This window comes from Propionivibrio soli, assembly GCF_025770765.1.
Lineage (GTDB): Bacteria > Pseudomonadota > Gammaproteobacteria > Burkholderiales > Rhodocyclaceae > Propionivibrio > Propionivibrio soli.
The window spans coordinates 95,362-121,401 of the sequence record NZ_JANZKY010000002.1; the positions used below are offsets into that span (position 1 = coordinate 95,362).

At 62.4% G+C, this 26,040-nt stretch carries 22 protein-coding genes; 7 read left to right on the forward strand and 15 right to left on the reverse strand.

Going from position 1 to position 26,040, the window contains the following annotated elements; all coding sequences use genetic code 11:
• Window positions 1-8: 8 nt before the first annotated feature.
• The 8 genes from cheZ to motA all read right to left on the reverse strand — a co-directional run bounded on the left by cheZ (window position 9) and on the right by motA (window position 6,920).
• Window positions 9-908, reverse strand: coding sequence for a protein phosphatase CheZ (gene cheZ, locus NZ453_RS02490; protein ID WP_263768731.1), 900 nt, complete (start codon window positions 906-908; stop codon window positions 9-11).
• 1 nt (window position 909) lies between these two features.
• The gene (gene cheY / locus NZ453_RS02495) at window positions 910-1,299 is read right to left on the reverse strand and encodes a chemotaxis response regulator CheY (protein WP_263768732.1); all 390 of its coding nucleotides are present in this window, start codon (window positions 1,297-1,299) and stop codon (window positions 910-912) included.
• A gap of 24 nt (window positions 1,300-1,323) precedes the next feature.
• On the reverse strand, window positions 1,324-2,268 hold the full coding sequence (locus NZ453_RS02500) for a chemotaxis protein (RefSeq protein ID WP_263768733.1): 945 nt from the start codon (window positions 2,266-2,268) through the stop codon (window positions 1,324-1,326).
• A gap of 26 nt (window positions 2,269-2,294) precedes the next feature.
• Window positions 2,295-3,266 (reverse strand): chemotaxis protein, encoded by a 972-nt coding sequence (locus NZ453_RS02505; protein ID WP_263768734.1) that lies wholly within the window; start codon window positions 3,264-3,266, stop codon window positions 2,295-2,297.
• 261 nt (window positions 3,267-3,527) lie between these two features.
• Window positions 3,528-4,160 (reverse strand): chemotaxis protein CheB, encoded by a 633-nt coding sequence (locus tag NZ453_RS02510; protein ID WP_263768735.1) that lies wholly within the window; start codon window positions 4,158-4,160, stop codon window positions 3,528-3,530.
• Window positions 4,135-5,007 carry a CheR family methyltransferase gene (locus tag NZ453_RS02515; protein WP_263768736.1) on the reverse strand — a complete coding sequence of 291 codons (873 nt, stop codon included), beginning with the start codon at window positions 5,005-5,007 and terminating at the stop codon, window positions 4,135-4,137. The genes NZ453_RS02510 and NZ453_RS02515 overlap by 26 nt, the downstream gene beginning before the upstream one ends.
• 76 nt (window positions 5,008-5,083) lie before the next feature.
• Window positions 5,084-6,031, reverse strand: coding sequence for a flagellar motor protein MotB (gene motB, locus NZ453_RS02520; protein WP_263768738.1), 948 nt, complete (start codon window positions 6,029-6,031; stop codon window positions 5,084-5,086).
• A gap of 31 nt (window positions 6,032-6,062) precedes the next feature.
• Window positions 6,063-6,920 (reverse strand): flagellar motor stator protein MotA, encoded by an 858-nt coding sequence (gene motA / locus NZ453_RS02525; protein ID WP_263768739.1) that lies wholly within the window; start codon window positions 6,918-6,920, stop codon window positions 6,063-6,065.
• 192 nt (window positions 6,921-7,112) lie between these two features.
• Between motA and NZ453_RS02530 the strand changes: the two genes are divergently transcribed.
• Window positions 7,113-7,655, forward strand: coding sequence for an NUDIX hydrolase (locus NZ453_RS02530; protein WP_263768741.1), 543 nt, complete (start codon window positions 7,113-7,115; stop codon window positions 7,653-7,655).
• Here NZ453_RS02530 and NZ453_RS02535 read toward each other — a convergent pair.
• Window positions 7,649-8,458 (reverse strand): TonB family protein, encoded by an 810-nt coding sequence (locus NZ453_RS02535; RefSeq protein ID WP_263768742.1) that lies wholly within the window; start codon window positions 8,456-8,458, stop codon window positions 7,649-7,651. The genes NZ453_RS02530 and NZ453_RS02535 overlap by 7 nt on opposite strands.
• A 307-nt stretch (window positions 8,459-8,765) precedes the next feature.
• On the opposite strand from NZ453_RS02535, the gene NZ453_RS02540 reads away from it, so the two are divergent.
• Genes NZ453_RS02540 through NZ453_RS02550 form a run of 3 tightly spaced genes read left to right on the forward strand, consistent with a single transcriptional unit; the run spans window position 8,766 to window position 12,390 of the window.
• Window positions 8,766-9,719, forward strand: a complete 954-nt coding sequence (locus NZ453_RS02540; RefSeq protein ID WP_263768743.1) for a cation diffusion facilitator family transporter — start codon at window positions 8,766-8,768, stop codon at window positions 9,717-9,719.
• A gap of 44 nt (window positions 9,720-9,763) precedes the next feature.
• Complete coding sequence (locus tag NZ453_RS02545) at window positions 9,764-11,827, forward strand: ferrous iron transporter B (RefSeq protein ID WP_263768744.1); 2,064 nt, start codon at window positions 9,764-9,766, stop codon at window positions 11,825-11,827.
• 2 nt (window positions 11,828-11,829) lie between these two features.
• Window positions 11,830-12,390 carry a hypothetical protein gene (locus tag NZ453_RS02550; protein ID WP_263768745.1) on the forward strand — a complete coding sequence of 187 codons (561 nt, stop codon included), beginning with the start codon at window positions 11,830-11,832 and terminating at the stop codon, window positions 12,388-12,390.
• A gap of 31 nt (window positions 12,391-12,421) precedes the next feature.
• On the opposite strand, the gene NZ453_RS02555 is transcribed toward NZ453_RS02550, so the two are convergent.
• Together NZ453_RS02555 and NZ453_RS02560 are read right to left on the reverse strand one after the other, a co-directional pair.
• Complete coding sequence (locus NZ453_RS02555) at window positions 12,422-13,135, reverse strand: hypothetical protein (RefSeq protein WP_263768746.1); 714 nt, start codon at window positions 13,133-13,135, stop codon at window positions 12,422-12,424.
• A gap of 167 nt (window positions 13,136-13,302) precedes the next feature.
• On the reverse strand, window positions 13,303-14,148 hold the full coding sequence (locus tag NZ453_RS02560) for a hypothetical protein (RefSeq protein WP_263768747.1): 846 nt from the start codon (window positions 14,146-14,148) through the stop codon (window positions 13,303-13,305).
• 165 nt (window positions 14,149-14,313) lie between these two features.
• Between NZ453_RS02560 and NZ453_RS02565 the strand changes: the two genes are divergently transcribed.
• Entirely contained in the window at window positions 14,314-15,537 is a 1,224-nt protein-coding gene (locus NZ453_RS02565) for an MFS transporter (RefSeq protein WP_263768749.1), read from the forward strand.
• A 70-nt stretch (window positions 15,538-15,607) separates the two neighbouring features.
• Window positions 15,608-16,576, forward strand: a complete 969-nt coding sequence (locus NZ453_RS02570) for a DMT family transporter (RefSeq protein ID WP_263768750.1) — start codon at window positions 15,608-15,610, stop codon at window positions 16,574-16,576.
• Between the two features lie 31 nt (window positions 16,577-16,607).
• Here NZ453_RS02570 and NZ453_RS02575 read toward each other — a convergent pair whose 3' ends face one another.
• The 4 genes from NZ453_RS02575 to NZ453_RS02590 form a co-directional block, all read right to left on the reverse strand.
• Window positions 16,608-18,923, reverse strand: coding sequence for a transglycosylase domain-containing protein (locus NZ453_RS02575; protein WP_263768751.1), 2,316 nt, complete (start codon window positions 18,921-18,923; stop codon window positions 16,608-16,610).
• A 139-nt stretch (window positions 18,924-19,062) separates the two neighbouring features.
• Window positions 19,063-20,217, reverse strand: a complete 1,155-nt coding sequence (locus NZ453_RS02580) for a response regulator (protein ID WP_263768752.1) — start codon at window positions 20,215-20,217, stop codon at window positions 19,063-19,065.
• Entirely contained in the window at window positions 20,214-23,267 is a 3,054-nt protein-coding gene (locus NZ453_RS02585; RefSeq protein WP_263768753.1) for a hybrid sensor histidine kinase/response regulator, read from the reverse strand. The genes NZ453_RS02580 and NZ453_RS02585 overlap by 4 nt, the downstream gene beginning before the upstream one ends.
• Complete coding sequence (locus NZ453_RS02590; RefSeq protein ID WP_263768754.1) at window positions 23,264-24,241, reverse strand: TRAP transporter substrate-binding protein; 978 nt, start codon at window positions 24,239-24,241, stop codon at window positions 23,264-23,266. Before NZ453_RS02590 ends, NZ453_RS02585 begins: the two co-directional genes overlap by 4 nt.
• 254 nt (window positions 24,242-24,495) lie before the next feature.
• Between NZ453_RS02590 and NZ453_RS02595 the strand changes: the two genes are divergently transcribed.
• A complete protein-coding gene (locus NZ453_RS02595; protein WP_263768755.1) occupies window positions 24,496-26,040 on the forward strand; it encodes an acyl-CoA carboxylase subunit beta in 1,545 nt (514 codons plus the stop codon).

A 26,040-nucleotide genomic window follows, 5' to 3' on the forward strand; every position in this document is an offset into this window, starting at 1 on the left:
TGGTCCTCCTAGAACCCCAGGCTGTCAAGCAGTTCGTCTACTTGTTGCTGGCTCGCGACCACGTCCGTGCGGCCTTCGGCATTGATCACCGGACCGTTCAGCAGTGTATTCACCGAGTCAGTTCGCTTGTCTCCAGGCATTGTCTCGATCAGCACGTTCATCAGTTGCGATTCGAGGTCTTGCGCCAAACCCACGACTTTCTTGATGACCTGGCCAGTGAGATCCTGGAAATCCTGAGCCATCATGATTTCCATCAACTGTTCCTTGGTGGCCGCTGTTCTTTGCGGCACAGCGTTCTTCAGGAACGCACGGGTCTCGGAGGCAAGCAGTTTGAAATCCTCGACGCCCATCTTGTTGGCATAGAGCGCATCCCACTTGGCTCCGAGAAGCGCTGCACCGCCTTCCAGTTCTTCCTGCAGCGGGCTCGCGATATCGGTGGCGTTGAGGACCTTGCACGCCGCCTGTTCCGTCAGGTTCGCGATGTACGCCAAGCGATCCCTCGCGTCCGGGATCGCAGAAACGGTCTTCTCGATCAGCTTGTCATAGCCAAGCGCGCCCAAAGTGTCATGTAGTTGCCTAGCCATCAGACCGACCTGTTTGAACACTTTTCCTTGTACGGGCCACTGACCAGCCGCTTCGGACTTGTCGCTACCGTCAGTGGCGTCTCCACCGACATCCGAACTCCTGCTTTTCTCGGTGATTGAATCAAACAGTGCCTGGAGTTCCTGAGAATCTTCCGTCGTACCATCGCTCTCGAGCGCTTGCTGCAGCAATGAGGGGCGGGGCGCCGCGGCAGGAGCCGTTGGTGCCGGCGCAGACTCGACGGACGGCGGCTTGACACCGCTCGCGATACTATCGAACAGGGCTTCGAGTTCGCTCGAATCGCCTGAGGTATTCGTGTCGCTCATCTCAAGCCCCCATCTTGTCGAAGATCTTCTGCAGCTTCTCTGCCAGAGTCGCAGCAGTGAATGGCTTGACGATGTATCCGCTCGCTCCCGCTTGCGCCGCCGCGATAATGTTTTCCTTCTTCGCCTCGGCGGTGATCATCATCACCGGCAGATGTTTCAGTGTTTGGCTGGCACGGATGGCTTGCAACAACTGCAGCCCGTCCATGTTCGGCATGTTCCAGTCGGTCACGACGAATTCGAATCCGCCCGCTTGCAGTTTTTGCAATGCGATCGCCCCATCCTCCGCCTCGTCGACGTTGGTGAAACCAAGTTCCTTGAGCAGATTGCGGACGATGCGACGCATGGTCGAAAAGTCGTCGACAATCAAGATTCTCAATTTTGGGTCAGCCATTCGTTATCACTCCTGAGTTTCTTCTTATCGCTCGAGCATCGGACGCAGCGTATCGGCCAGAACCTCGGCGTCGAATTTCGCTATATACGCATCAACACCGACCGCCTGCCCCATTGCCCGGTTCGCTTCTGAAGACAGCGATGAGTGCATCACCACGGGAATACCTTCGAAGCGAGGATCGGACTTGATGTGTTTGGTGAGGACGTAACCGTCCATTTCCGGCATCTCTGCATCGACAAGGATTAGCCGGATGTCGTCCCTGAGGTTCGCGCCTGTCTGCTGAGCGTGGGCGGCGAGACCCTGCAAGCGGCTCCATGCTTCGAGACCGTTGGTGGCATGCTTGTGTTTGACGCCAAGCTTGTCGAACACCTCCGCGATCTTCCGCCGCGCGACGGTGGAGTCGTCGACAAAGAAGACGCCAATATCCTCGCTCACGTGCGCGGCGGGGATATCGACAATGATCGCTTCGCCGAATGCATTGGCCAAGATCTGCTCGACGTCTAACAATGAAACGAGCGTGCCGTTCTCCAGTTCGGTGATCGCCGTGATCAGCCCTTGATTGGACGACAGGACGCTTTCCGGCGCCCGCACCTTCTCCCAATCGACCCGGATGATGCGATCAACCTCATGGACAAGGAATCCCAATGTGCGCTTGGAGTATTCCGCGACCATCATCGTCTTGCCGCGCTCGACCGGCTGATCCTTGAGATCCAGGAAATTGATCAGCGAAAGGACGGGGATGACATTCCCGCGCAGTGAAACGAGGCCCTCGACGCCACGCGGCATATTGGGCGTCTTGGTGATGTGCGGCGTACGTCCAACCTCCCGCACCTTGAATACATTGATCCCGAAGGTCTCCCTGGTCCCCAGCGAGAAGAGCAGGATTTCCATCTTGTTGGATCCCGCCAACCGCGTTCTCGCATCGACGCTGTCAAGCAGCGTTTTCTTTTCTACCATGTCCGTCGTCATCGTCAAACTCCCACGAGGTCACTGCGTCAAGTCGTCGCCTGCGCCACCGGGGCAGACCCAAGCAAGCGCCGCGTAAGCGTTTCGGAGAGCTTTTGCGCTTCGAACTTGGGTACGTATTCGTCGACGCCCACCGATTTTCCAAGTTGCTGGTTCGACATACCGGATAGCGACGAATGCATGATGACCGGCACACCCGCGAACCGCGAGTCGGTCTTGATCTTCTTCGTCAGGATGTACCCGTCCATCTCAGGCATCTCGACATCGGTCAGCACCAGACTCACCAAGTCGGAAACGTTCTGCCCGGAAGCCTGTGCGTAACCAGCGATTTTCTCAAGCTCATTCCACGCATCACGGCCGTTGATGGTCTCGATGTACTTGACGTTCATCGCCTCCAATGTGCGCACGATCTGGCGCCGCGCCACCACCGAATCGTCGGCGAAGAACACGGTCAGCGCGGGATTGTTGAGCGGCTTGATGTTGCGGAAGACGACGTCGTCGTCATAGTTCGTCGTTTCCGACAAGACCTTCTCGACGTCCATCATCATGACGAGGCGCCCATCCGGAAGCTCTGTTACTGCAGTGACCAGACCGCCCATTTCCGCGCGCAGCATTTCCGGCGGAACTTTCATCTGGCTCCAGTCAAGGCGGAGAATCGTATCGACGGCCTCCACCAGGAAGCCCTGAGTATGTCCGGCATACTCGGTGACAATCATGATCGAACGCGGCGTGTCGGTTACCACTCCGGCATAACGCGCCAAGTCGACGACCGGCACGAGGGCACCACGTAAGCTAACCATGCCCTCGACCGACGAAGGCATTTCGGGTGCCGAGGTAATCGGGGGGGTACGCATGACTTCGCGCACCTTGAAGACGTTAATGCCAAAAGTCTCCTTGCGCCCCGTGTTCGAATTGGTACCGAGAGAGAACAGCAGGATTTCCAGCTTGTTCGTGCCGGCGAGTTTGGTCCGGGCATCAATGCTCTTGAGTAGTTCTGACATGCCTACATTCCCCCCTGGGAAAAACTACGCCTTGTTACCTGCATCTTAATCTATCAACCGTCATTGCACCACCTTCGGTGGCCTAAAGACAAAGCGCTGAGCCCCTTGCTGCAAGGCTTCGCGCACTGATCGTCATCGCCGTTTCATTGACTGCGGAAAAACTGGCCGCAGACGCTGACTGCCGACTATCCTAACGCGTTTGGCTAAGCGATCCGATTTCCTTCCCGTTTCTCCATCACATGGAGCCCGTTTTTTTGAAGGTTAGGCCGGCGCCCTACCCAACAGCATGAGCACGCGCCGTGCCAAATCGTCGAGGTCGGCGACCTCCTCAACCGCACCGATCAAGGCGGCTTCACGGGGCATGCCATAGACAACGCAGCTTTTCTCGCTTTGCCCGAAGGTACGCGCGCCGGCCTTGCGCATGCGAAGAAGACCAGCCGCTCCATCCTTGCCCATACCAGTGAGGATTACGCCAATCGCGTTCTTCCCAACGACATCGGCGGCGGAATCGAACAAGACATCCACCGACGGGCGATGGCGATTAACGGGCGGTGTCTTCACCAGTTCGGTCACGTACCCCGCCCCGCCACGCTTGATCGCAAGATGGGAATGCCCTGGAGCGACATAAACCATCCCGTTGCGTAACGGCTCCCCGCCCTGCGCTTCGACGACCTTCGGCTTGCATAAGCTGTCGAGCCGGGCGGCAAACGAACCGGTGAACGACTCGGGCATATGCTGAACGACGAGGATCGGTACACAGTCAGCCGGAATCCCAAGCAGAAAGGTCTTAACGGCCTCCGTCCCACCGGTGGATGCACCAACAAATATGATTTTCCCGGAACTCGGCGGAACAGTCGCCTTTTCGGGCTCAGCGCGGCTTGTTGGCGAGTTCATAGACCGTCTTTCCTTGTGACCGGAACAGATCCGCGGCGTGGAGGAAGCTCTCGGAGTGCCCAGCGAAGAGAAGGCCGTTCTCGGCTATCAAGGGTACAAAACGGGACAAGATCTTGTACTGCGTCGGCTTATCGAAATAGATCATGACGTTCCGGCAAAACAAAGCATCGAGCGGGCCGCGCACCGGCCAGTTCGGCTCAAGCAGATTGACGCGCTGAAACGTCACCATACGGCGCAACTCGGGTCGCACGGCATAGCTCCCGGTCGCGCTCGAATCGCGGACGAAGAAGCGGCTCAGTCGTTCAGGGGAAAGCTTGTCCACCCGGTCTTGACCATATACGCCCTTGGCCGCTATCGAGAGCACATTCGTATCGAGATCCGAAGCAACGATCGATACGGGAACGTTGAAGCCGTTCAAGGCTTCAACGACGGTCATGGCGATGCTGTACGGCTCTTCGCCGGTCGAGGCTGCCGAACACCAAATTTTGATCGACGTCTTGCCCTGCAGCTTCTTCAGATGCTCGGCGAGAATCGGAAAGTGATGCGGTTCGCGGAAGAACGAGGTGAGATTGGTCGTCAGGGAATTGACGAACTTCTCCCATTCGGCTGAGTTACCGCGTTCCAGCAACGCGAGGTACTCGCCAAACGTTTTTAGGCGGGTTTCCCGCAAGCGACGCGCAAGCCGGCTGTAGACCATGTCCTGCTTGGCGGCGGAGAGGGATATTCCGGCATGCTCGTAGATCAGCTTGCGCACGCGTTCGAAATCCGCCGTCGTAAAAACGAACTCTCGTTCACCGATCGGGTGTGCCGGAAGCGGCGCCTGCCACGGAAACTTCGATTCAGGCACTTTTCAGAACCCTCGCTTTGGTTGAAACCCTGCGCCGCGAGACACCATGGTCCGCAGCCAGCCGCAACTAGTTCGCCTACCCGCCTTTGGGCTCGGGAGCCACGGTGGCAGCACCCGCGTCACGTTCGACGACGACCGGGGTATTTCCGTCTTCCTGCAGCATCGCCTCCTCGGTGCGTTTGTTGAGCACCACGATATTGATACGGCGGTTGGCCGAGTTCAACGGGTCGTTCTTGTCGAAGAGTACCGTGGACGCCAGACCAACGACGCGCAACACCTTGTTCTCATCCATGCCGCCGGCGATCATTTCACGTCGCGAGGCATTGGCCCGGTTCGCGGAAAGCTCCCAGTTCGAAAAACCTTTCTCGCCGCTGCCGTACTGCGCCGCATCGGTATGCCCAGCGAAACTCACTTTATTCGGCACCGCGTTCAGCGCCCGGCCAATTTCCCGCAGAATGACTTTCGAATACGGTTTGAGTTCGGCGCTCGCCGTATCGAACATCGGGCGATTCTGTTCGTCGATGATCTGAATGCGCAGCCCCTCCGGGGTCACATCGATCAACAACTGGTTCTTGAACTGGCGCAGCATCGAGTTGTTTTCGATCAGCTTCTCGATGTTCTTCTTGAGCTCGTTGAGCGACTCCCGCTCGCGTTTCTCGAACTCGCGACGCAGTTCGTCGGGACGCGCTTCATTGAGGCTGCGCGTTCGGTCCTTCGACTGCACCTCGCCTTCCTTGATTTGGCCGTCGCTACGCGTCAAATCCTTGCCGCCGCCCTTGAGCACACTGGTCGCGTCACCTGCCCCGGTTCCACCCTGCATACCAACCTTGAGCGGGTTGAGGAAGAAGTCCGCTATGCCCTTCAAGTCGCCGGTCGCTGTCGACCCAAGCAGCCACATGAGCAGGAAGAACGCCATCATCGCGGTGACGAAGTCGGCGTAAGCCAGCTTCCACGCACCGCCGTGATGCCCGCCGGCCGTCTTCTTGATCCGTTTGATGACTATCGGACGGACGTCTTCGCTCATTCAGTTTCCCTGGGAGATGCGGTGGAACTGCTTACTTCTTGCGGCGGGATTTGAGCTCTTCCTCGAGTTCGATGAACGAGGGTCGATCGCCCGAGAAGAGAACCTTACGCCCGAATTCGACCGCTACCTGTGGCGCGTACCCCGACATCGAAGCTAGCAGAACCACCTTGATAACCTGATAAACCTTGGAGTCGGCATGCGCTTTCTGCTCCAGCCGGGTCGCAATCGGACTCACGAAACCGTAGGAAACGAGGATACCGAGGAAGGTTCCGACCAAGGCGCCACCGATCATCTTACCGAGTACCGGCGGCGGTTCGCCGACCGAACCCATGACGTTCACCACACCCATGACGGCGACGACGATACCGAACGCCGGCAACGCGTCTGCCGTCTTCGCCATGGCATGCCCAGGGACTTCGACTTCGTGATGATGTGTCTCGATCTCGATGTCCATCAGGTTCTCGATCTCGAGCGCATTAAGGTTGCCGCCGACCATCATGCGCAGGTAGTCGGTGATGAACTCCATCACGTGGTGGTCGTTGGCGATCGACGGATACTTGCCAAAAATTGGGCTCTCGTGCGGATTCTCGACATCGTTCTCAATCGACATCAGGCCTTCCTTGCGCACCTTCGCGAGCACCTCGAAAAGCATGGCCAGAAGATCGACGTACGCGGCCTGGTTGAATTTGGACCCCTTGAACAGTCCGGGCAAAGCACCGATCGTCGCCTTGATGACCGTGATGTCGTTTGAGCCCAAAAAGCTGCCGAGCGCGAGACCGACGATCGCGACGTACTCGGTCGGCATCCAGAGCGCCGCCAAGCTTCCATGAATGGCATAAGTCCCCAGCGCCGAAGCGAGGATGATGACGTAGCCGACGATTAGAAACATCCAACCCCTCCCTGGCGTACCCTACGACGCTATTCTGCTTGTCGATTGGCCGCCCCGTTTGAGCCATATTGTAGCGGTATGCCGCCCGGCGGCAACAGCACGGCGCCGGACTGACACGCGCCACAGAAGCTAACGCACGGTAGCCGGCCCGTACATCGTTTAGAATCAGCGGGTCAATCACGGATTCGGCGCATGAACTACTGCTCGCATTGTGGCGGCCCGGTCGAACTCAAAATCCCGCCCGGCGACACGCTGCCCCGCCACGTTTGCCCTCGCTGCGGCGAAATCCATTACCTAAACCCCAAGCTGGTCATCGGGTGCGTCGCCGAGTGGGAGAACAGCATCCTGCTCTGCAAGCGCGCCATCGAACCCCGTTACGGCCGATGGACGCTACCGGCCGGCTTCATGGAAAACGGCGAGTCCACAACCGACGCTGCGCTTCGCGAAACTCTGGAAGAAGCCGGAGCACGCATTGCGATTGACGGCCTCTTCTCGCTGATCAACATCCCGCACATCAACCAGGTCCATCTTTTCTACCGAGGCCGTTTGCTCGACCCCGACTTTGCTTCCGGTATCGAAAGCCTGGAGACCGCGCTCTTTGTCGAAGCCGACCTGCCCTGGTCCGAGCTCGCCTTCCGCAGCGTCACACTTTGCCTCGAAGCCTACCTCGCCGACCGGCGCGCCGGCCGATTCGGCTTCCACGAGCACACGCTGCCGCCTCCGGCCGGCTACTGACTGTCCTCGAGACTAAAGACGACTGGCACCTTCACCGGGAATTCGCGTCCCCGAAGGTTCTCGGGCACGATGGTCTCGCGGACCGCCTGCCTCACGGTTTCGAGCGCCTGCTCATCGAGGATGCTGCGGCCGCTCGACTGGGCCAGCGTAATTTCCGGTTGGGCAATCCTCGCGCGGAAATAAAGCGCGATTTCGACGGTACCTTCCCATTCGCGTTCCCGGGCCAGTGGCGGATAACGCTTGAAGCGCCGGGCCGCCTGCCCCAGGGTCATGCGGTACTGGGCGACATCGTTCGTGCTGACACCATCCGGCGTATTGCCCCGGCCGGCGGTTTTCGCCGGCGTTCCCGCTGACGGCGAACCGACGGCCGAAGCTAGCGGCGGCAGTGGCCGCCCTCCCTGTACCTCGATTTGCCCTCCTGAGGCCACCGACACGTTCGTACTCGGCGTAGGTTCCACGGAAGCTGCTGTTGACGGCGCGGGCTCCGGGGAGCGCGACGCGTGGATTGGGGCCTCCTTGGCGATAACGAGCTCGTGGCGTGGGGAGGGCGTAGGTTCCCGTTTTTCGACCGGACGCTCTTCGTGCCGCGACTCTTTGGGTTCCGCCGGCCTCGTTGCACGCGTTTCCGCCGCACTTTCCAGCCGGGTGGCGTGCCTATCGCCCGCCACGCTGACCACGAGCAGGTGCGCCGGCGCAGCAAGTTGCGGCGACTCAAATCCCGCCACGTCCCAGAGCAGGATCGCGTGGACCAGCAGGGAAACGGCCAGAGCCTGCAGTAACGGTCGGCGTGTGGACAAGGACATCAGCGTTACGAAAAAACTTGCGCGAGGAAGAAAGACGACTGGAACACGAGCACATCGAGAGCAGGGATTGCCTCCAACATGCGCCGCTTCACCGGAGGCGCCTCGGCGCCATTTTGAGGGTAACCGTTTTGGTGATAAATTCCCGGCGTTCGATGCAGCGCGAGTTTACCATCTCGCCATGGCTGCCGCAGGCCCGTAAAGACCAACGAAGCGGGCGCGCGAACGGTCCGAATAGGCGCTCGCAAACGAGCCGAGCAGACGGCGTTCCCCAAAACGGACGAAGACTGGCGGGACGAGGACCGCTCCGGTGAAATTCAGCGACTTTGACGAGAACAACATGGACAGCGACCCGGCAGGGCGCGCCGCGGCCGCTTCGACCAGTACTTGGGTCAGCGCCGGCGTCAATATCGCGCTGACCATCGCCCAGATCGCGGCCGGCATCTTCGCCAAATCGCAAGGTCTCGTCGCCGACGGCATCCATTCGCTTTCGGACCTCGTGTCGGATGTAGTGGTTCTGGTCGCCAATCGGCACAGCCACAAGGCAGCCGACGACGAGCACCCGTACGGCCACCAGCGTTTCGAGACGGCGGCCTCGCTCGTTCTCGGTGCGCTGTTGCTCGCGGTCGGGCTCGGCATGTTGTGGTCCGCCTTCCAGAAACTGGAAGCACCAGCCGGCGTGGCGACCGTCCACATCATCGCGTTATGGATCGCCGGCGGAGCGCTCGTCGTCAAGGAGCTTCTCTTTCGCTACATGCTGCGTGTTGCCAAGCGGGTGAAGTCCAGCATGCTGGTGGCGAATGCGTGGCATGCCCGGTCGGACGCGGCTTCGTCGCTCGTCGTCGCCATCGGGATCGGAGGCAACCTGATCGGGTACCCGCTGCTCGATCCGATCGCGGCGCTGATCGTCGGTTTCATGGTCAGCCGCATGGGGTGGTCCTTCGGCTGGGATGCTTTGCACGATCTCGTCGATCGTTCGGTGGACGAAGTGGAAGTCGCCGCGATCCGCGAGACGATTCTCGAAACATCAGGCGTCCTCGGCGTGCACGACCTGCGCACGCGCAAGATGGGCGACATGATCGTCGTCGACGCGCACGTTGAAGTGGACGCGACGTTGACGGTGGAAGCGGGGCACGATATCGCCGTCGCCGCACGCGAACGCGTCCTGCAGCGGCATCGCGCACTGGATCTGCTGGTGCACGTGGACCCGGCCGCGCGCCCGGATCGGGATCACTTGCCGCAGGTCAAAGCGGTAACGACCTGACCCGACCAAGCTTCCACCTTCATTGATCAACCGAGCGCCTGCCGATGGCCCAGCAACCGAAACCCTCGCCTTCCGTAGCCTCGATTCCGCTGCGCGGGCCATTGCTGCGCGGTCGTCGACGCCCACGAGTGGCGCTTGTGGGCCGTTTCGGCGTCGGCAAGAGCACAATCTTCGACGATGCATCGAGCCCGGCGGTCCGCCACGAACGGCTCGCCGGGGTGGGTGCCGCCTACCAGGAATGCATCGTCGATGTCGGCCTCGACCAGATCGGGCTCGTCGATCTGCCGTCGATCGACTCGCTTCATTGTCTGAGTAAACATGATCAGGTCGTCCTTATGTACCTGCTGTGGGGCGACCGCTGGCCGCGCATCGCGGAACACGAGACGCCGGAACAGGCGCCTGATTTCCCCGCCCCCGACGTTCTGGTACAGGTGGTCGACGCAACCGCTCTGGAAAAGGACCTCGAACTCAGCCTCGAACTCAGCCTGCTCGGCCGCCCACTCGTCATCGCGCTCAACCGGGTGGACGAGGCGCGCAAGAAAGGGCTCTACATCAACGTCAACGCGCTCAGCGAACGCCTCGGTGCGCCCGTTGTACCCACCGTCGCACACATGGGCAAGGGCATTTCGAAGCTTTTCGAAGCTGTGCTCGACGTCGCGCGGAGGAAAGCCTGCCCCCTACCGCAGGCGCCAGCCAGGCACATTGTGGAAAGCCTGCATGAACTGACCGCCGTTATCGCCCGACCGGAAATCGAGGACGTATTCCAGGTTCCCCGGGCCCTTCTCGTGTCGCAACTCGCCGAGAACGACGCCTACTTTTTACGGGCACTCAACACACATTTCCCGGGATGCGCGCCCGGTATCGCGGCTGCCCGAGTCGCGGCGGAACGACGCCTGCCACGACCGCTTGCCGAAGAACTGCATGCCGACCGTCACCATCGAGCCGCGTCGCTGTTCGAGGACGTTACAAGCCCGCGTGGCGTCGACTCCGGCCAAGGGTGGCGGCGTTGGCTCGATCAGTTGTTCCTGCATCCGCGTTGGGGACTGTTCGGGACGTTCGTCGTCTTCGCGGCGATCCTGTTCATCGTGTTCGAGATGAGCGCCCTGCTCGACACGTGGACGTCGGCGCGGCTCGCCGCCTGGGTGCAGCAATGGGAACCGACCTCGACCGCCGGCGTGGTGGGTCGTGCGGTGGCCGACGGCCTTGTCGGACTGGTCGGTATCGTCGCCCCCTACATGCTGCCGCTCGTGCTGCTGCTCGTGACGTTGGAGGAATCGGGCGTGATGCACCGCGTGGCGTTCGTCGTCGACCGGGCGTTCTATCGCGTGGGACTCCATGGCGGCGTCGCCGTGCCTCTCCTGATCGGCCTTGGCTGCAACGTGCCGGCAATCTCGGCGGCCACCGCAACCGGGTCGCGGCGAGAGCGCGTAGTGGCGGCGATCCTGATTACCTTCGTTCCCTGCTCGGCGCGCTCGGCGATCATTCTCGCCATCGGCGGCAAGTACTTGGGCGGTCTCGGCGTGGTGGCGATCTTCATGCTCACGCTGCTCACCATCGCCATGCTCGGCAAGGTCCTCTCGCATCGCTACGCGCCCACGGCGCCGGGGCTCGTGCAGGAAATACCGCCCTACGCCGTTCCGAAGTGGAGCAAAGTGTGGCGCAAGACCTGGGCCCGCACCGAAGATATCGTGACGATCGTCACGCCGCTGCTCGTCGTCGGCAGCATCGTGCTCGCCCTGCTCAGTCATTTCGGGGCTGACGCCTTCATCAATACCGCGCTCACCCCGGTGACGACGTGGTGGCTGGGCCTGCCGGCCGTCCTCGGCGTCCCGATCCTATTCGGCGTATTGCGCAAGGAACTCTCGCTGCTCATGATCTACCAGGCGCTCGGCACGTTCGACATCATGCCGGTGCTCGACCGCACCCAGATATTCACCTTTCTGGTTTTCCTCACGTTCTACGTACCCTGCTTGTCGACGTTCGCCGTCATGCATAAGGCGTTGGGGCAAAAGGAGGCCTGGTTCTCGGCGCTGGTGTCCCTCGGCAGCGCGCTGCTCATGGCCGGCGTGGTCCGCCTCGCGCTGGCGCCTTTCGGGGTTGTCGCCTGATCATGAATCACCTGATTCGCGACAGCGCACCGTTGGAACTCTACGTCTGGCTCGGTGCGGAGGCCGCACTGCCGGGCTGGGACGTGCTGACTGGAAACCCGTTCGGCACGCCGCTACCCGATGACCAGTTCACGACAGCGCAGAACTATTTCGCCGAGTACCATCTGGAATATTACCGGCAGCGCCTGTATACGAACTTTCCAAGCCGGCTGCACGCGCTTCTCCTTTTCGCGACCCGCGTAGACGCCGAGGCTTTCCGCGCCAAACATCCGGAGCGGGCGCAAGGTAAATCCTTGATCCACGTGCGTAGCGAAGGTTCATACGTGGTGTCGTTCCACGATTCGAGTTGGCTCGACTACCTGCGCCTGCCGCACAGTCTCGACCTGGAAATGCTGGACAGGGTCTCGAACTACTACTGGAAGGGCGCGTTGGTCGAGGAAGTTCGACTCAGCTTTCGCGACGAGCGCTGGAACGCGCCGCCGGTGATCGAGGCGCTCTTCCAGGGGACCCTGAAACGGGTCGAGTCGCCGCCGACAATCCGCCGGTTAACGCGACCCGCCTGATGGCTGTTTGCCGGCGGTCTGGCGCCAGCCCTTAGTCGAGTTTTTTCATCTTCGGCTCGCGGCCAAGCCCGCTGGGCGGTGTCCCCGTTTTGCCGTTGTTCTGCGGCGGCGTCACATGGCCCGGCGGCGGCAACGGCCTTCTTGGCGTGTGGTTGAGCACCGTCGCATAACGCAAGTAGAACAGCACCGGCTCGGTGTTCATCACGACCTGCCCGCTATTGTCCACGATGCTCGCATCGACCTGCGTCAATTGATTGGGCGGCGGCAGCGTATCGCCCCAAAACTCTGGCGGAACCATGATTTCCGTCGACGTAAACCGGCGTGCGACCGGCCGACCGTTAATGCGCAGCACGAAGGCGTGGCCATCACCGACCCGCAACGGCGGATCGACAGCGAGGCGAACGTCGAAAACCGCCGTATTGGCGACGATGCTGCCGTTGTTTTCGGGATAGACCACCGAGAATTGACGGTACCCTGGGGGAGGTGCGTCGGGTGGCGGCACGATAGCGCCAACCGGCGGCGTAGCCGGTGCTGGGGCCGCTTCCGCGGCCGGTGCTGACGGAGCCACCTTGGGGGCCGGCATCACGGTCAGCGGCGGCAACGTCACTTCTTTGGCCCCGGGCCGCGGCTTGTCGGAAAAGACCGGGCCCTTCTCGCCCGGCGTCATATAGACCCCCTGCGCCTGGACGGTACCGGCGTGGAACGCGCAGGCGCCGAGCAGAATCGCCAAGGACAAGGATTTCATGGTTTCCTCCAACACTCTCGCAGAAGCCCCGTCTTTCACATCGGCGGGAAAACAATGTCATGAGAACGACGAAATGCCGGGAGTATCGGCCAGAGGAACGTCGCTGACAAGAGGCCGGGAAAAAGACGCAGGGCCGCGATTGCCAGGCGCGGACCGAGGCGCCCAGGCTATCCGGTGATCGATGCCACCAGGTTGAATTGATTGATGGCGAGCAGGCTTTGCAGTGCCGTCGCACCGTTGGCACCTCCGCCACGCAGCGATTCGAGCAATAGCAGGCCCGCGAAATCCGTTGCCGTTGGTGTCGATGCTCCCGGCGTCGTTTCTGCCGTACCGCCGAGTAGCTGCCCGGCAAGACCGAGCTGAGCCAATGTGTCGAGCGTCGCGAACGAACCGCGTGCCTGACTCGCCGTCTCGCCCGCCACCTGTTCGAACGCGCCCGCTGCTTCGGAAACGAGTGAAAACGCGCCCTCGGGATCAGCGGCATACGCGGCGCGCAGCTTATCCATATCGACGCGCAATGCAGGTAGTCCGCTCGCATCCGGCGCCCAGCCGAGGCCGATCTGTTCGAGCCGCGTCAACGACGAGCCGCCGTTGGTGTAGCTCGCTTGCGCCCCGGTTTCCAACGCCCGCGAGAAGGAGGCGGCTAGTCCGCTACTCCCGCCGAGCGTCGACACCGTACTCGTATTCAATGCCGTCGTGCGTGCCGTGTTGAAAGCGTCCGCCAGGTACTGCGTTTTTGCCGCCAGGCTTGCGAGATCGCCGCCGAACCCCTGCCCGATACCTGTGCCGCTCGATCCACTACGGAGAGCCGCCATGCGTTCCTGAAAAATGCTGACGGCCGAGTAAAGCTGGCCGCTCGCCGAAAGCTCGACGACGGTCGATCCCTGCCCGAGAACGTTGCCGGTGAAAGCCACGGCACCGGCACCCAAGGCCGTACGCGCCGACTCTACGACGGCCGGCGCTGGAACGCTGAACACGGGGGTGCGAGTATCGATTCCTGGAACAGTGGCCATAAAGGGATCCAAGATGTCGCTGATGCGCTTGTTCGTTTGAAAGCGCAGCGCGCCGCAAGTTTCCGAAACCGATCACGCGTTTTGAGAACCCCGGACGGGCCGATCTGAGCGCTCTTCGCCCGACCCGGCGCGACGGCCGCCGAGGGCCGCTGGTACAATGCCCGGATGTCCTCCGCCCGCCTGTCCGATCTGCTCGCCCACCGTTCCTTCGTGCGTTTCTGGCTGGCCCGACTGGCGGGTACGACGGCCAACCAGATGATGATGGTGGCGCTGGCGTGGCAGATGTACGACGTCACCAACAGCGCATGGAATCTCGGACTCGTCGGGTTGTTCCAGTTCGTTCCAGCGCTCGTAATGACCTTGCCGGCCGGCCACGTCGTCGATCGCCTGCACCGCGGCCGCATTTTCGCCGCGTGCATGGCGGGGCAAACCGTTGTGGCTGGGTTGATGGCCGCCGCGACCATCGGCGGCTTCGTCTCGCGTGAACTGATCCTCGGTCTATCGGTGCTTCTCGGCGTCGCCCGGGCATTCCAGATGCCTTCGCAACAAGCGTTGACGCCGCAACTCGTACCGCAGGATCTGCTGCCCAGCGCGATCGCGTTCGCCACCAGCGGCATCCAGGCGGCCATCATTTGCGGCCCTGCCCTCGGCGGCGCGCTTTATGCCGCAGGACCGAAGTGGGTGTATCTCTGCGGAGTGGTCCTGTTCGCGCTCGCGTTTGGATTCACGATATCCGTTCGATACAACCACCGCCCTTCGCATTCCGCCGCGGATTGGAAGACCGTGTTCGCCGGCGTCGCTTTCGTCTGGCAACGCAAAGTGCTGCTCGGGGCCATCTCGCTCGACCTCTTTGCGGTTCTTCTCGGCGGCGCTGTAGCGCTGTTGCCGATCTACGCTCGCGACATTCTGCGTACCGGCCCGATCGGCCTCGGCCTATTGCGCGCCGCACCGGCTGTGGGCGCTCTCGTGATGTCGATCGCGCTCGCCCGCTGGCCGTTGCAGCGCCGCATCGGCCCGCGTCTGCTCGGCGCGGTGGCCGTGTTCGGGCTCGCCACGCTGGTGTTCGGCGTATCGACGAGCCTGCCGTTGTCGCTGGTCGCGCTCGCCATTACGGGAGCCGCCGACAACGTCAGCGTCGTCACGCGACAAACGTTGATGCAGTTGGAAACACCGGACGAAATGCGCGGCCGCGTCGCCGCCGTCAATACAATCTTCATCGGCGCCTCGAATCAGCTGGGCGAATTCGAATCGGGGGCTACGGCGGCGCTCTTCGGCGCCGTGGGTTCCGTAATCTTCGGCGGTCTCGGCACGCTCGCCGTCGCCGGCGGCTGGGTACGGCTGTTCCCGGACCTCGCTCAACGCGATCGTATGGTGCCCGAGGCGGCATGACGCATTTATCGCTTAGCCGACGCAGAACTACACCGCTCCGGGTGATGGCGGCCGGCGGGTGGTCGCCGCCATGCTGACCGGCATCCTCTACGCGCTGGCCGCCGGCCTCATGTGGGGTCTCGTATTCGTCGCGCCGCTGTTGCTCCCAGAGTATCCGCCGTTCCTGCTTTCGTTCGGGCGCTACCTGGCGTTCGGAATGATCGCCCTGCCGCTGGGCTGGATGGACCGGAAGGCGCTGGCTCAGCTGTCCCGCGCAGACTGGTGGGAGGCGGTAAAGCTCTCCGCTGTCGGCAACCTCATCTATTACCTCTGCCTGGCCAGCGCCTTGCAGCGCGCCGGTGGTTTGGTGCCGACGATGATCATCGGCACACTGCCGGTCGTCATCGCGATTACGGCCAACGTGCGCAACCAGAAGCGTGACGGGCGGCTTCCGTGGCGTCGCCTGACACCGTCGTTGACGCTGATCGCCGCCGGCATCGCTTGCGTCAATCAGCGAGAGATCGCTTCTCTCGGCAACGGCACGACGGCCGATCTGCTTCGCTATGCGAGCGGAGCCGCGCTCGCCGTCGCGGCGCTCGCCTGCTGGACATGGTACCCGCTGCGCAACGCCGACTGGCTGCGCGCCCACCCGGGGCGCAGCCCGCGCGCCTGGGCAACGGCGCAGGGGCTGACGACGCTGCCGTTGGCCTTGTTCGGTTACGCAGCGGCGTGGATCGGAATGGACTTCCTCGACCTGCCGTTCCCAATGCCTTTCGGCCCGCGACCGCTCGCCTTTCTCGGCCTCATGTTCGCGATCGGCCTCTTCGCCTCGTGGCTGGGCACGCTTTGCTGGAACGAGGCGAGCCAGCGCCTGCCGACAACGCTCGTCGGCCAGCTCATCGTGTTCGAGACGCTGTCGGCACTCTCGTACGCGTTCATGCTGCGTGGGAAATGGCCTGAACCGCTGATCCTTATCGGCATCGGTCTGCTTATCGGCGGCGTCGTCTGGGCGGCACGCAATCGCCCCGAACCAGCGACGGTAGGCGAACAAACGGTCTAGTAACGGCCGGCAAGGCGAAAAGAGTGGTCGCTCATTTCGCTGCCCGGCCTCGCAGGGCGCGAACCTCGAACGTCGTGTTCTCAAGCTCGGCGCCGCGAGCATCGACCAACGACAGGCGGTGGCGCCCAGGCGACGGCCGCCACAGTACGCCATCCGCCGCCCGGCCGACCGGTTTGCCATCGACACGCCACATCCAACCCGAGTCCGCACGACTCGATAGTTCGAAGGCAATACGTTGCCGTTCGGGCGGGATGTCGGGATCGAGGGCAACGATGGTTCCCTGCCCCGGATAGGCGATGCGCGCCAACGCGCGACGTTCGGCCAAACGGACGACGCGGCGTTCGGTCCCGCTCACGAACCACTCCTGTCTTGCCGCTTCGCCGATTTCCGCCGCCGGCTCGAAACGCACCTGCACATGGCGAACGTCGGCCGGCGGCGTATTTGCGGGTCCGCGCGCCGGCGGACGGCCACGGTGCAGCCAGTCCATCACCTCGCGCCAAACCGGCGCCGCGCCCGAGACGCCCGACACGTCGCGCATCGCTTCGCCAGCCGCGTTGCCGACCCAGACGGCCACGGTATATCGCGCCGAGAAACCGACGCACCAGTTGTCGCGCATATCTTTGCTCGTGCCCGTCTTCACGGCGCTCCAGTACGGCGTGGCGAGCCACGATTCGAGGCCGAAGGTACCGACGCGCGCGGCGCGATCGGACAAGATGTCATTGACGACGAACACCGGGGCGGCCGCCGCGACCCGTCGCGAGGCCCCGGCGAATACGCCTTCACAGCCCGTTTCGGCGCACCGCGGAGCCACCTTGTCGCGCGTCACACGCAAGGGCGACCACACACCGCCGTTCGCGAGCGCCCGATAGGCGTTGGCAAGCATGAGCAGCGACACGTCGGCCGAACCCAGCGCCAAGCTGAATCCATAGTAGTCGCCGCTCTGCTTCAGGCTGCGCAGTCCAAACGCATGCAGGCGGTCGCGAAACGCGTCGGTGCCGACACGCACCAGCGTTCGTACCGCTGGCACGTTGAGCGAGCCGCCGAGCGCCGTACGTGCGCTGACCCAGCCGCGATATTGCGGCATGTAGTTCTGCGGGACGTATAGTCCATCGCCGGTCGTCACGGCGAGCGGGGAGTCGTCGACGAGCGACGCGGCGGTCATGTCGCGCCGCTCGAATGCCAGGGCATACAGGAAAGGCTTGAGCGTGGAGCCCGCCTGCCGCAGCGCCGTGACGCCGTCGACCTCCGGCGCTTCCGACAAGCCGCCGCTGGAGCCGACCCACGCCAGAATTTCTCCCGACACGTTATCGAGGACCAGAACGCTTCCGTCCTCGGCATTCTGTCGCGCAATCTCGCGTAACTGCCGTTGCAGGGAAGCGGTCGCGAAGCGCTGCAAATCGAGGTCGAGCGTCGTGCGCCGGCGTTCGCCGGGTTCGCTCAGCAAACGTTGCGCAAGATGCGGCGCCAAGCCCGGCGATTGCTCGGCCCCCAGCCAACCGCCCGCTCGGTCGCGGAAGCCGCCCTCGAGCGCCAGCCGGGTGAAGGCGTCGATCCCTGCGCATACTTCGTTGGCTTCCGAACCGCTGTCCCGCGTGCGGTCACTCCCGGCCGTCGCTGCACTTTTCCGCTCCGCCTGGCTGTCGCGACGCATCTCCTCCACAGCTCGGGCGACTCCGCACGCGCGGCCGGCCACTTGCGCCGTCGACGCGCCGGGGGCGCGCAGCAGTGCAGCTGCTACGGCGGCTTCGCGCGAGTCGAGGCCGTCGGGCCACTTTCCGAACAGCCCGCGACTCATCGCCGCGACGCCCACCATTTCGCCGCGAAAGCCGGCGAGGTTGAGATAAGCCTCGAGGATCTGGTCCTTCGTCCAGCGCCGTTCGAGCCACAAGGCGCGTGCCGCTTGCGAGAGCTTTTCCGGGACGCTGCGGCGCCCAGAGCGTCGGGCGTCGGCGGCAGCGAAATCGTCGAGCAGCCCGACGAGTTGCATCGTGAGCGTGCTCGCCCCGCGTGTCTTCGACGCCCACAGGTTGCGCCACGCACTCGCCGCAGCCGCGGACCAATCGACGCCCGAATGTTGATAGAAGGCACGGTCCTCGGAAGCCAGCAGGGCGCGCAACAACGCCGGCGATACATCCTCGATGTGCGTCCAGGCCAGACGGCGCTGCGCCATGTCGATGCGCTTGCTGGCCAAAGGCCGTCCATCGCGCGCGAGCAGAACCGCGTCGGACTCGGCGTAACCCGCCCGGACTTCGTCAAACGACGGCAAGGCACGCGCGGGGAGGCTGACCAGCGCCGCGGCGACGGCCAAGATCAAAACACGCGTCGTAGGAATGCACCCGGAAGACATGCCAGCATTCTCCCGGAATTCAGTCCTCCAAAGGAAGCCGCCCTACTCCACCAGGGGATGAGGCTCTGCCGGCGCTCCATCCTCAATGTGCTGACGATCGAAACGGAAACTACACAGCTACGCGGCGATAGGCAGCGGTTCAGGAATACGCGTCAGCGGTCCGGACGGCACCCGCCTCGCCAACGCCGTTATCCCGGTAGTGTTCGGCAATTGCGTGAAACTGATCGGCGATCGAAATCATTGCGTCGAGCATCTCGGGGTCGAAGTGCCGACCGCGTTCTGCTGTCATCATTTCCATCGCCTGGTCATGCGAATAGGGTTCCTTATAGGCGCGTCGCGAAATAAGCGCGTCGTAGACGTCCGACAGGGCCATCAGGCGGGCGCACACCGGGATGTCGTCGCCCGCGATCCCGCAGGGATAGCCGGTGCCGTCCCAGCGCTCATGGTGTCCGTAGGCGATGACTTGGGCGAAACCGAGGAAGGACTCCTTGTCGCCGAGATCTCGCGAGGCCGCCGCGATCGCATTACGCCCGGCGACGCAATGCGTCTTCATGATCTCCCACTCGCTCGCATTGAGCTTGCCGGGCTTGAGCAGGATCGAATCGGGAATCGCTACTTTGCCTACGTCATGCAAAGGTGCCGATTTGAAGATGAGGGGAATCGTCTCATCGTTCAACTCCGTCGCGAAGCGGGGATGCGAACGTAGTTCCTCGGCCAGCGCACGAACGTAATGCTGGGTGCGTTTGATGTGGTTACCCGTGTCGGTATCGCGCGCTTCGGCCAAGGTACAGAACGCCGTGATCGTCGCAGTTTGCGCAGCGATGATCTGCTGATCACGTTGCACGATCTCGCGTGTGCGTTCGGCGACGAGCTTCTCGAGTTCGTCGTTATGCAATTGGAGCTCCCGCTTGGTGCGCGCCAGCTGCAAGTGGTTGCGCACCCGCGCCAGGACGACGGCAGGGGTCACCGGCTTGTGTACGAAGTCGCCCGCGCCGAGCGAGAGGCCAAATTCCTCGTCGACGGCGCTTTCAAGGCTGGACAGGAAGATCACCGGAATATCGCATGTGGCAGGGTTGGCCTTGAGGCTCCGGCAGACTTCGAAGCCGTCGATACCGGGCATGACCACATCGAGCAGGATGAGATCGGGCAGCAGGCGCATGGCAAGATCGAGCCCTTCGGCACCATTCGATGCAAAACTGACGGCGTACTCTTGACCAAGGATAGCGCCGAGCAATTCGATGCTCCCCAGGGAATCGTCGATAATGAGCAGGCGTGGACGTACGGCGTCTTTCATGATCCTCTCCGCTGTTCGCTATCTTGCAGGTGCTCAAGCAAAGCGAGCGCAGCATCGTAGTTGAGTTCCTGGACGGCCCCCGCGATATCGTCGATTCGAGCCGACAGCGGGCCGCCACGGGCGCGCGAAATCAGTTCGCCAGTCAAACGGCGGGCGTCGAAGCTCTTGGCGCGCAGTTCATGGGCCAGCCGCTCAAGCTCGGGGGCCAACGTCGGGAAACCGGCCGCTTCGCCTTCGAGAGTCGGCTGAACCGTTTCGCCCGCCGGCTTGAGACGAGAAAGCACGGCCAGGATGGCGTCGCATTCCTTGGCCAGCGTTTCCGTGGCTTCGACCAGCGTCTCGTCCGCACCCGACTCGATGATGCGACAGACGGTATTGGCCGCGGCAGCGACGGCCGAAAACCCGAGGTTGCCGGCCTCGCCTTTGAGGTTGTGCGCCTCGCGGAAAAGCACCCGTGTACGGCCTTCGGTAAGCAGAGTGCGCACGCGGGACGCGGCATCGCGCTGGCGTTCGGCGTACGAGGCGAGCAACTTGCGATAAAGTGCCACGTTTCCGGCCATGCGCGCGAGCGCGGCGCTCACCGCCACACCGGTCAGAGCCGCTTGCAGAACCTGGACGGCCGATTTCGGAGAGGACTCGGTGTCAGCCGCCTCGGCCGGTGGCGGCTCGACCGGCACGGCCGGTGCTACCGCACCGTCCCGCGGCTTGACCCACCGCGCAAGCGTCGTTGCGAGCTCTTGCGGATCGACGGGTTTGGCGACATGAGCATTCATCCCGGCGGCGGCACTGGCGTCTCTGTCCTGAGCCATCGCGGCCGCCGTCATGGCGATGATCGGCAAGCCTGCACCGCGCGGCAGGGCACGAATCCGCCGCGTCGCTTCCAAGCCGTCCATGACCGGCATGTGCACATCCATCAACACCGCGTCGAAGTGCTCACGTTCGACCCATTCGACCGCTTCGAGACCGTTGGCAGCAACGGTTACGTCGAGCCCACCCTTGGCCAGGAACTCGCGCGCCACCTGCTGATTGATCTCGTTGTCCTCCACTAGCAGCACCCGGGCGCCACGGATACCGTCGAGCGTGGTGCGCGTTGCGGCGAATTGATCGGGCCCCGCTTCAGCACGATCATGCGGCCGGTTCTGCAGGCGGATCAGCGTATCGAAGAGCAGCGACTGGGTGACCGGCTTGCCGAGTATGGCGTCGACCGCCGCAATGCCCTTCGTTTTGCGCAGTTCATCGCGGCTATACGCGGTCGCCATGACGATCATCGGCGGGTGGTCGATCTCGGGATTATCCTCGGCGATCTTGCGCACGCGGTTCGCGAGCTCCACGCCATTCATCTCCGGCATTTTCCAATCGAGCAGCAGCAAGTTAAACGGTTCGCCGTCTGCCGCAGCACGCACCAGGAGGTCGAGCGCTTTCTCGCCGGAGTCGGTCGTGGCCACGTCGAATCCCCAGCTTTCGAGGATGCGCCGCATGATCAGGAGCGACGTTTCCTGATCGTCCACAACGAGAGAGCGCATCGGTTTCAAGTCGTGCAGACGAAGGCCTGTCTGGCGCGATTCATGGGGAACGGTGGAAACCCCGACTCGGGCGGTGAAGGTAAAGGTACTGCCACGACCGGGCTCGCTGCTTAGCCCTATTTCGCCGTGCATCAACTCAACGAGGCGCTTGCTGATGGTGAGGCCGAGCCCGGTCCCACCGAAACGCCGCGTCACCGTTGCGTCGGCTTGCACGAAGGGGCGGAACAAGCGTGCGGCCTCGTCTGGCCCGATGCCGATCCCAGTGTCGCGCACCGAAACGCGCAGAATCACCGCATCGGCAGTTTTCTCCTCAATGCCGGCACGCACGTGGATCTCGCCTCGGTCGGTGAACTTGAGTGCATTGCCGACGAGGTTGTTGATCACCTGGCTCAGGCGCAACGGATCGCCGATCAGATAGTCCGGCACGTCGGGAGCGACGTCGATGAAAAGCTCGATGCCCTTTTCTTCGGCCCGCACCGAAAAAAGGTCGCCGGTGGCGAGCAGTATCTGCTCGAGCGAGAACTCGACCGATTCGATGTCCACGCGGCCGGCCTCGATCTTCGAGTAATCGAGAATATCGTTGAGAATCCCGAGCAGTGCCCGCGACGAACTGAGGATCTTCGCCAGATAGTCGCGCTGCTGCTCATCGAGGGACGTATCGAGAGCGAGTTGGGAGAGCCCGATGATGGCGTTCATCGGCGTACGGATTTCGTGGCTCATGTTGGCCAGGAACCCGGACTTCGCCATGTTCGCTGCATCGGCCGTTGCACGGGCCTCTTGCAATTCCGCCGTGCGTTCTTCAACCAGATGCTCAAGGCCATCCTTGTAATGCTCAAGTTCCTTCTCGGCACGCTGCCGTTCGGCGATCTCGGCGCGCATGGATTCCAGTGCACGGTTGCGCTCGCTGTCGTTGCGCATCACCGCCCGCGTTGCCCGCACGCCGACGGCGACGACGCCGGTAGCTGCCACAAGCGCGGCGGCGAGGAGGCCCCATCGGCTGAGATGGAACTGACGGTCGAGTTCCTCAACCGCGGCCTCCGTCTTGCGGTTGTTGATATCGGTGAGCTTGCGCATCGCGAGGGCCAACATCTTGTCGTTCTCGCCCTGAACTGCAAACCGCAAGTTGGCCGCGTCCGACTGCGAGGCACGCAGAGCGACGACCCGCGCCATGTCTTCACGATAGAGCCGGGCATACCCTGCGCAACTGTCGAGGAGCCTCTTTTCTTCCTCGCTCAACGGCCCAACGTCGGCATAGGAACGCAATGTGTCGTCGAGCGCCTGCATCTCGCCGGCAAAGCGGTCGGCGTCGCTGCCGCCTTCGTTCAGATAATTGGAAAAATAAAGCGCGGCATTCCCGAGATGCAGCGACCCGCGCAGCATGAGCTGGTGCCGATGCGTCACGACCGTCGACAGGTGACTCCACTGCGCCGTGAGTTCGGAAAGCATGACAAACGCCAGCAGGACGACACCGAGAACGGCAACCAACGCCGCCCCGAACCCGACCGCAAGCGCCGGCTTGACCTTCATTGGTCCGCCCGCGCCGCTTGTACGACCATTCGAACGTAGTCGCCGATCGGGCTGGCGTACCATTTGTCGTAGATCTTGCTCGTAGCGGCGGCAAAAGGCCGCGTATCCACCTTGTCGATGCGCAATCCGCGCGCCGCGAGATCCTTGTGGGCGTTGGCTTCGGCCTGCCGCATGACCTGACGCTGGTACCGCGTCGCATCCTCCGCCGCGGCACGAAAGATCGCCTGGTCCGCGGCCGTTAACGCATCCCAGGCTCGTTTACTCATCAGAAGCGGCGTGATTTCGTACTTGTGCCCGGTGAGCGAAACGTATTTCTGGACCTCGTACAGCTTGGCGCTGAGAATATTGGTCAGCGGATTCTCCTGGCCGTCGACAACGCCCCGGAGCAGCGCGTTATACACGTCGGAGAACTTCATCTCCACGGGCTTGCCGCCGAGCGCGACGACCACGTCCTGCGTAACCGGGTCGGCGGGCGTACGGATGCGTAATCCCCTCACATCGCCCGGCTCGCGGATCGGGCGAGTCGCGTTGGAAAGGTGGCGAATGCCGTTATCCCAGAACCCGAGGACGATGAGTCCCTTGGCCGCTGCCTTTTGCGCCAGCACTTGACCGGCCGGACCGTCGAGGATGCGCCATGCCGCTTCCGGCGACGCAAACAGAAAAGGCATACCGATGGCGCTGAATTCAGGTACGACAGCAGAAACGGTTCCCTGGCTGTTGGCGGTCAGATCAAGGCTGCCGTCGGCGAGTGCCTTCATCATCGCCGCATCGTCACCGACGCTGGCGGCTCCCGCGACATCGATGACGATGCGCCCCCGGGTCCGTTCCTTGATCGTCTCCGCAAAGCGTTGCGCGGCTCGGGCACGCGGGTGCTCGGGCGGCTGAGCGTGTCCGAACGTCAGCACCATGGCGGCATAGCCAGGGGCCGAGAAAGTCAGGAAAAAGAACAGGATCGACCCGAGCAACGTGCGCATGTCAGTTCTGGCTCTTCGAGTATGGGCGCATCCGGATTCTTCGGAATGTTCCCAGAGACGCACGCGTTTGGGCATCCGTAAAGTGCGCAACAATCGGCGGAAACTACGTAGACGCCCCCGGCATGACACCTGAAAAACGAGGAACTGAGTTTCGAAAAGACCCAGTTTTCGGCAGTGTCTTTGCTGGTACACTGCCGGCTTTTTCGCAACCGACCGTTCCAAAAGAATAGTTTCTCTAGAGGAGAGTGGCCGTTATGTCTTTTACTTCAAGAATTCTCGACTTCTTCAAACGCAAATCCACCGTCTCGTTGGGTGGCGGGGAGAAGGCCATCAGCAAGCAGAAAGCAGGGGGCAAAATGACCGCGCGCGAGCGCATCGCCGCCCTGCTCGACGAAGGCTCGTTCCACGAGTACGACCTGTTCGTCGAACACAAATGCCAGGATTTCGGCATGGCCGACAAGGAGCTCGCCGCCGACGGCGTGGTTACGGGCTCAGGCACCATCGGTGGCCGACCGGTATGCATCTACGCGCAGGACTTCACGGTGGCCGGCGGCTCGCTCGGACTGATGCACGCACGCAAGATCACCAAGGTGATGGATCATGCGATCAAGATGGGCGTGCCGATCATCGGCATCAACGACTCCGGCGGCGCCCGTATCCAGGAAGGGGTGAATTCGCTAGCCGGTTACGGCGAGATCTTTTACCGCAACACGCTGGCGTCCGGCGTCGTACCGCAGATTTCCGTGATCCTCGGGCCGTGCGCGGGCGGTGCCGTCTATTCCCCGGCGCTGACCGACTTCGTCTTCGTGGTCGACAATATTTCGAAGATGTTCATCACCGGGCCTGAAGTCGTGAAGACTGTGCTCGGCGAGGAAATCTCGATGGAAGACCTTGGCGGCGCCCGCGTGCAGGCGGAAACTGCCGGCAATGCACATTTCTTCGCCAATTCCGAACTCGAGTGCTTCGCGCAAATCCGCAAGCTTGTCGGCTACCTGCCGAACAACAGCCGGGCCAAGGCGGCGATGATCGAGGCCAAGACGCCCAAAGCGTCGTACAAGATCGAGAACCTGATCCCGAAAGACTCGAAGATTCCCTTCGACGTGCGCGACATCGTGCGCTCGCTCGCCGACGACTCCGAGTTCTTCGAAGTTCAGGAACTGTTCGCGCCCAACGCCATCATCGGCTTTGCCCGTATCAATGGCGAAACGGTGGGCATCGTCGGCAACCAGGCGCTCTTCCTCGCCGGGGTGCTCGACATCGACGCCTCGGACAAGATCGCGCGCTTCATCCGCTTCTGTGACGCGTTCAGCATTCCGCTCGTGACGCTCGTCGACATCCCGGGCTATCTGCCGGGGTCCGACCAGGAACACAACGGCGTCATCCGCCACGGCGCGAAGGTGCTGTACGCCTACAGCGAAGCGACCGTGCCGAAGATCACCGTGATCCTGCGCAAAGCCTATGGCGGCGGTTACATCGCCATGTGCTCGCACCACCTGCGCGCCGACTTCGTCTTCGCCTGGCCGACCGCGGAAATCGCTGTAATGGGCCCGGAAGGCGCCGCGAACATCATCTTCCGCAGCGAGATCATGGCGGCAGCGAATCCTGAAGAAATGCGCAAGCTCAAGGTACAGGAGTACACCGACAAGTTCGCCAACCCGTACGTTGCCGCATCGAGCGGGTATGTGGATGCCGTGATCGCTCCGGAAGAGACGCGCACCTACCTTGTGCATGCCTTGCAACTCGCGCGCACCAAGGAAGAGTCGCGTCCGGATCGGAAACACGGCGTGCCGCCGTTCTAA

What these genes read in the sequence shown, in the direction of transcription:
- cheY (WP_263768732.1), bottom strand. Translation starts at nt 1,299, where the DNA reads ATGGCTGACCCAAAATTGAGAATCTTGATTGTCGACGACTTTTCGACC.
- NZ453_RS02500 (WP_263768733.1), bottom strand. Translation starts at nt 2,268, where the DNA reads ATGACGACGGACATGGTAGAAAAGAAAACGCTGCTTGACAGCGTCGAT.
- NZ453_RS02530 (WP_263768741.1), top strand. Translation starts at nt 7,113, where the DNA reads ATGAACTACTGCTCGCATTGTGGCGGCCCGGTCGAACTCAAAATCCCG.
- NZ453_RS02590 (WP_263768754.1), bottom strand. Translation starts at nt 24,241, where the DNA reads ATGCGCACGTTGCTCGGGTCGATCCTGTTCTTTTTCCTGACTTTCTCG.
- NZ453_RS02510 (WP_263768735.1), bottom strand. Translation starts at nt 4,160, where the DNA reads ATGAACTCGCCAACAAGCCGCGCTGAGCCCGAAAAGGCGACTGTTCCG.
- motB (WP_263768738.1), bottom strand. Translation starts at nt 6,031, where the DNA reads ATGAGCGAAGACGTCCGTCCGATAGTCATCAAACGGATCAAGAAGACG.
- NZ453_RS02560 (WP_263768747.1), bottom strand. Translation starts at nt 14,148, where the DNA reads ATGGCCACTGTTCCAGGAATCGATACTCGCACCCCCGTGTTCAGCGTT.
- NZ453_RS02555 (WP_263768746.1), bottom strand. Translation starts at nt 13,135, where the DNA reads ATGAAATCCTTGTCCTTGGCGATTCTGCTCGGCGCCTGCGCGTTCCAC.
- NZ453_RS02585 (WP_263768753.1), bottom strand. Translation starts at nt 23,267, where the DNA reads ATGAAGGTCAAGCCGGCGCTTGCGGTCGGGTTCGGGGCGGCGTTGGTT.
- NZ453_RS02565 (WP_263768749.1), top strand. Translation starts at nt 14,314, where the DNA reads ATGTCCTCCGCCCGCCTGTCCGATCTGCTCGCCCACCGTTCCTTCGTG.
- NZ453_RS02580 (WP_263768752.1), bottom strand. Translation starts at nt 20,217, where the DNA reads ATGAAAGACGCCGTACGTCCACGCCTGCTCATTATCGACGATTCCCTG.
- NZ453_RS02570 (WP_263768750.1), top strand. Translation starts at nt 15,608, where the DNA reads ATGCTGACCGGCATCCTCTACGCGCTGGCCGCCGGCCTCATGTGGGGT.
- NZ453_RS02535 (WP_263768742.1), bottom strand. Translation starts at nt 8,458, where the DNA reads ATGTCCTTGTCCACACGCCGACCGTTACTGCAGGCTCTGGCCGTTTCC.
- NZ453_RS02545 (WP_263768744.1), top strand. Translation starts at nt 9,764, where the DNA reads ATGGCCCAGCAACCGAAACCCTCGCCTTCCGTAGCCTCGATTCCGCTG.
- NZ453_RS02505 (WP_263768734.1), bottom strand. Translation starts at nt 3,266, where the DNA reads ATGTCAGAACTACTCAAGAGCATTGATGCCCGGACCAAACTCGCCGGC.
- NZ453_RS02595 (WP_263768755.1), top strand. Translation starts at nt 24,496, where the DNA reads ATGTCTTTTACTTCAAGAATTCTCGACTTCTTCAAACGCAAATCCACC.
- cheZ (WP_263768731.1), bottom strand. Translation starts at nt 908, where the DNA reads ATGAGCGACACGAATACCTCAGGCGATTCGAGCGAACTCGAAGCCCTG.
- NZ453_RS02550 (WP_263768745.1), top strand. Translation starts at nt 11,830, where the DNA reads ATGAATCACCTGATTCGCGACAGCGCACCGTTGGAACTCTACGTCTGG.
- NZ453_RS02575 (WP_263768751.1), bottom strand. Translation starts at nt 18,923, where the DNA reads ATGTCTTCCGGGTGCATTCCTACGACGCGTGTTTTGATCTTGGCCGTC.
- motA (WP_263768739.1), bottom strand. Translation starts at nt 6,920, where the DNA reads ATGTTTCTAATCGTCGGCTACGTCATCATCCTCGCTTCGGCGCTGGGG.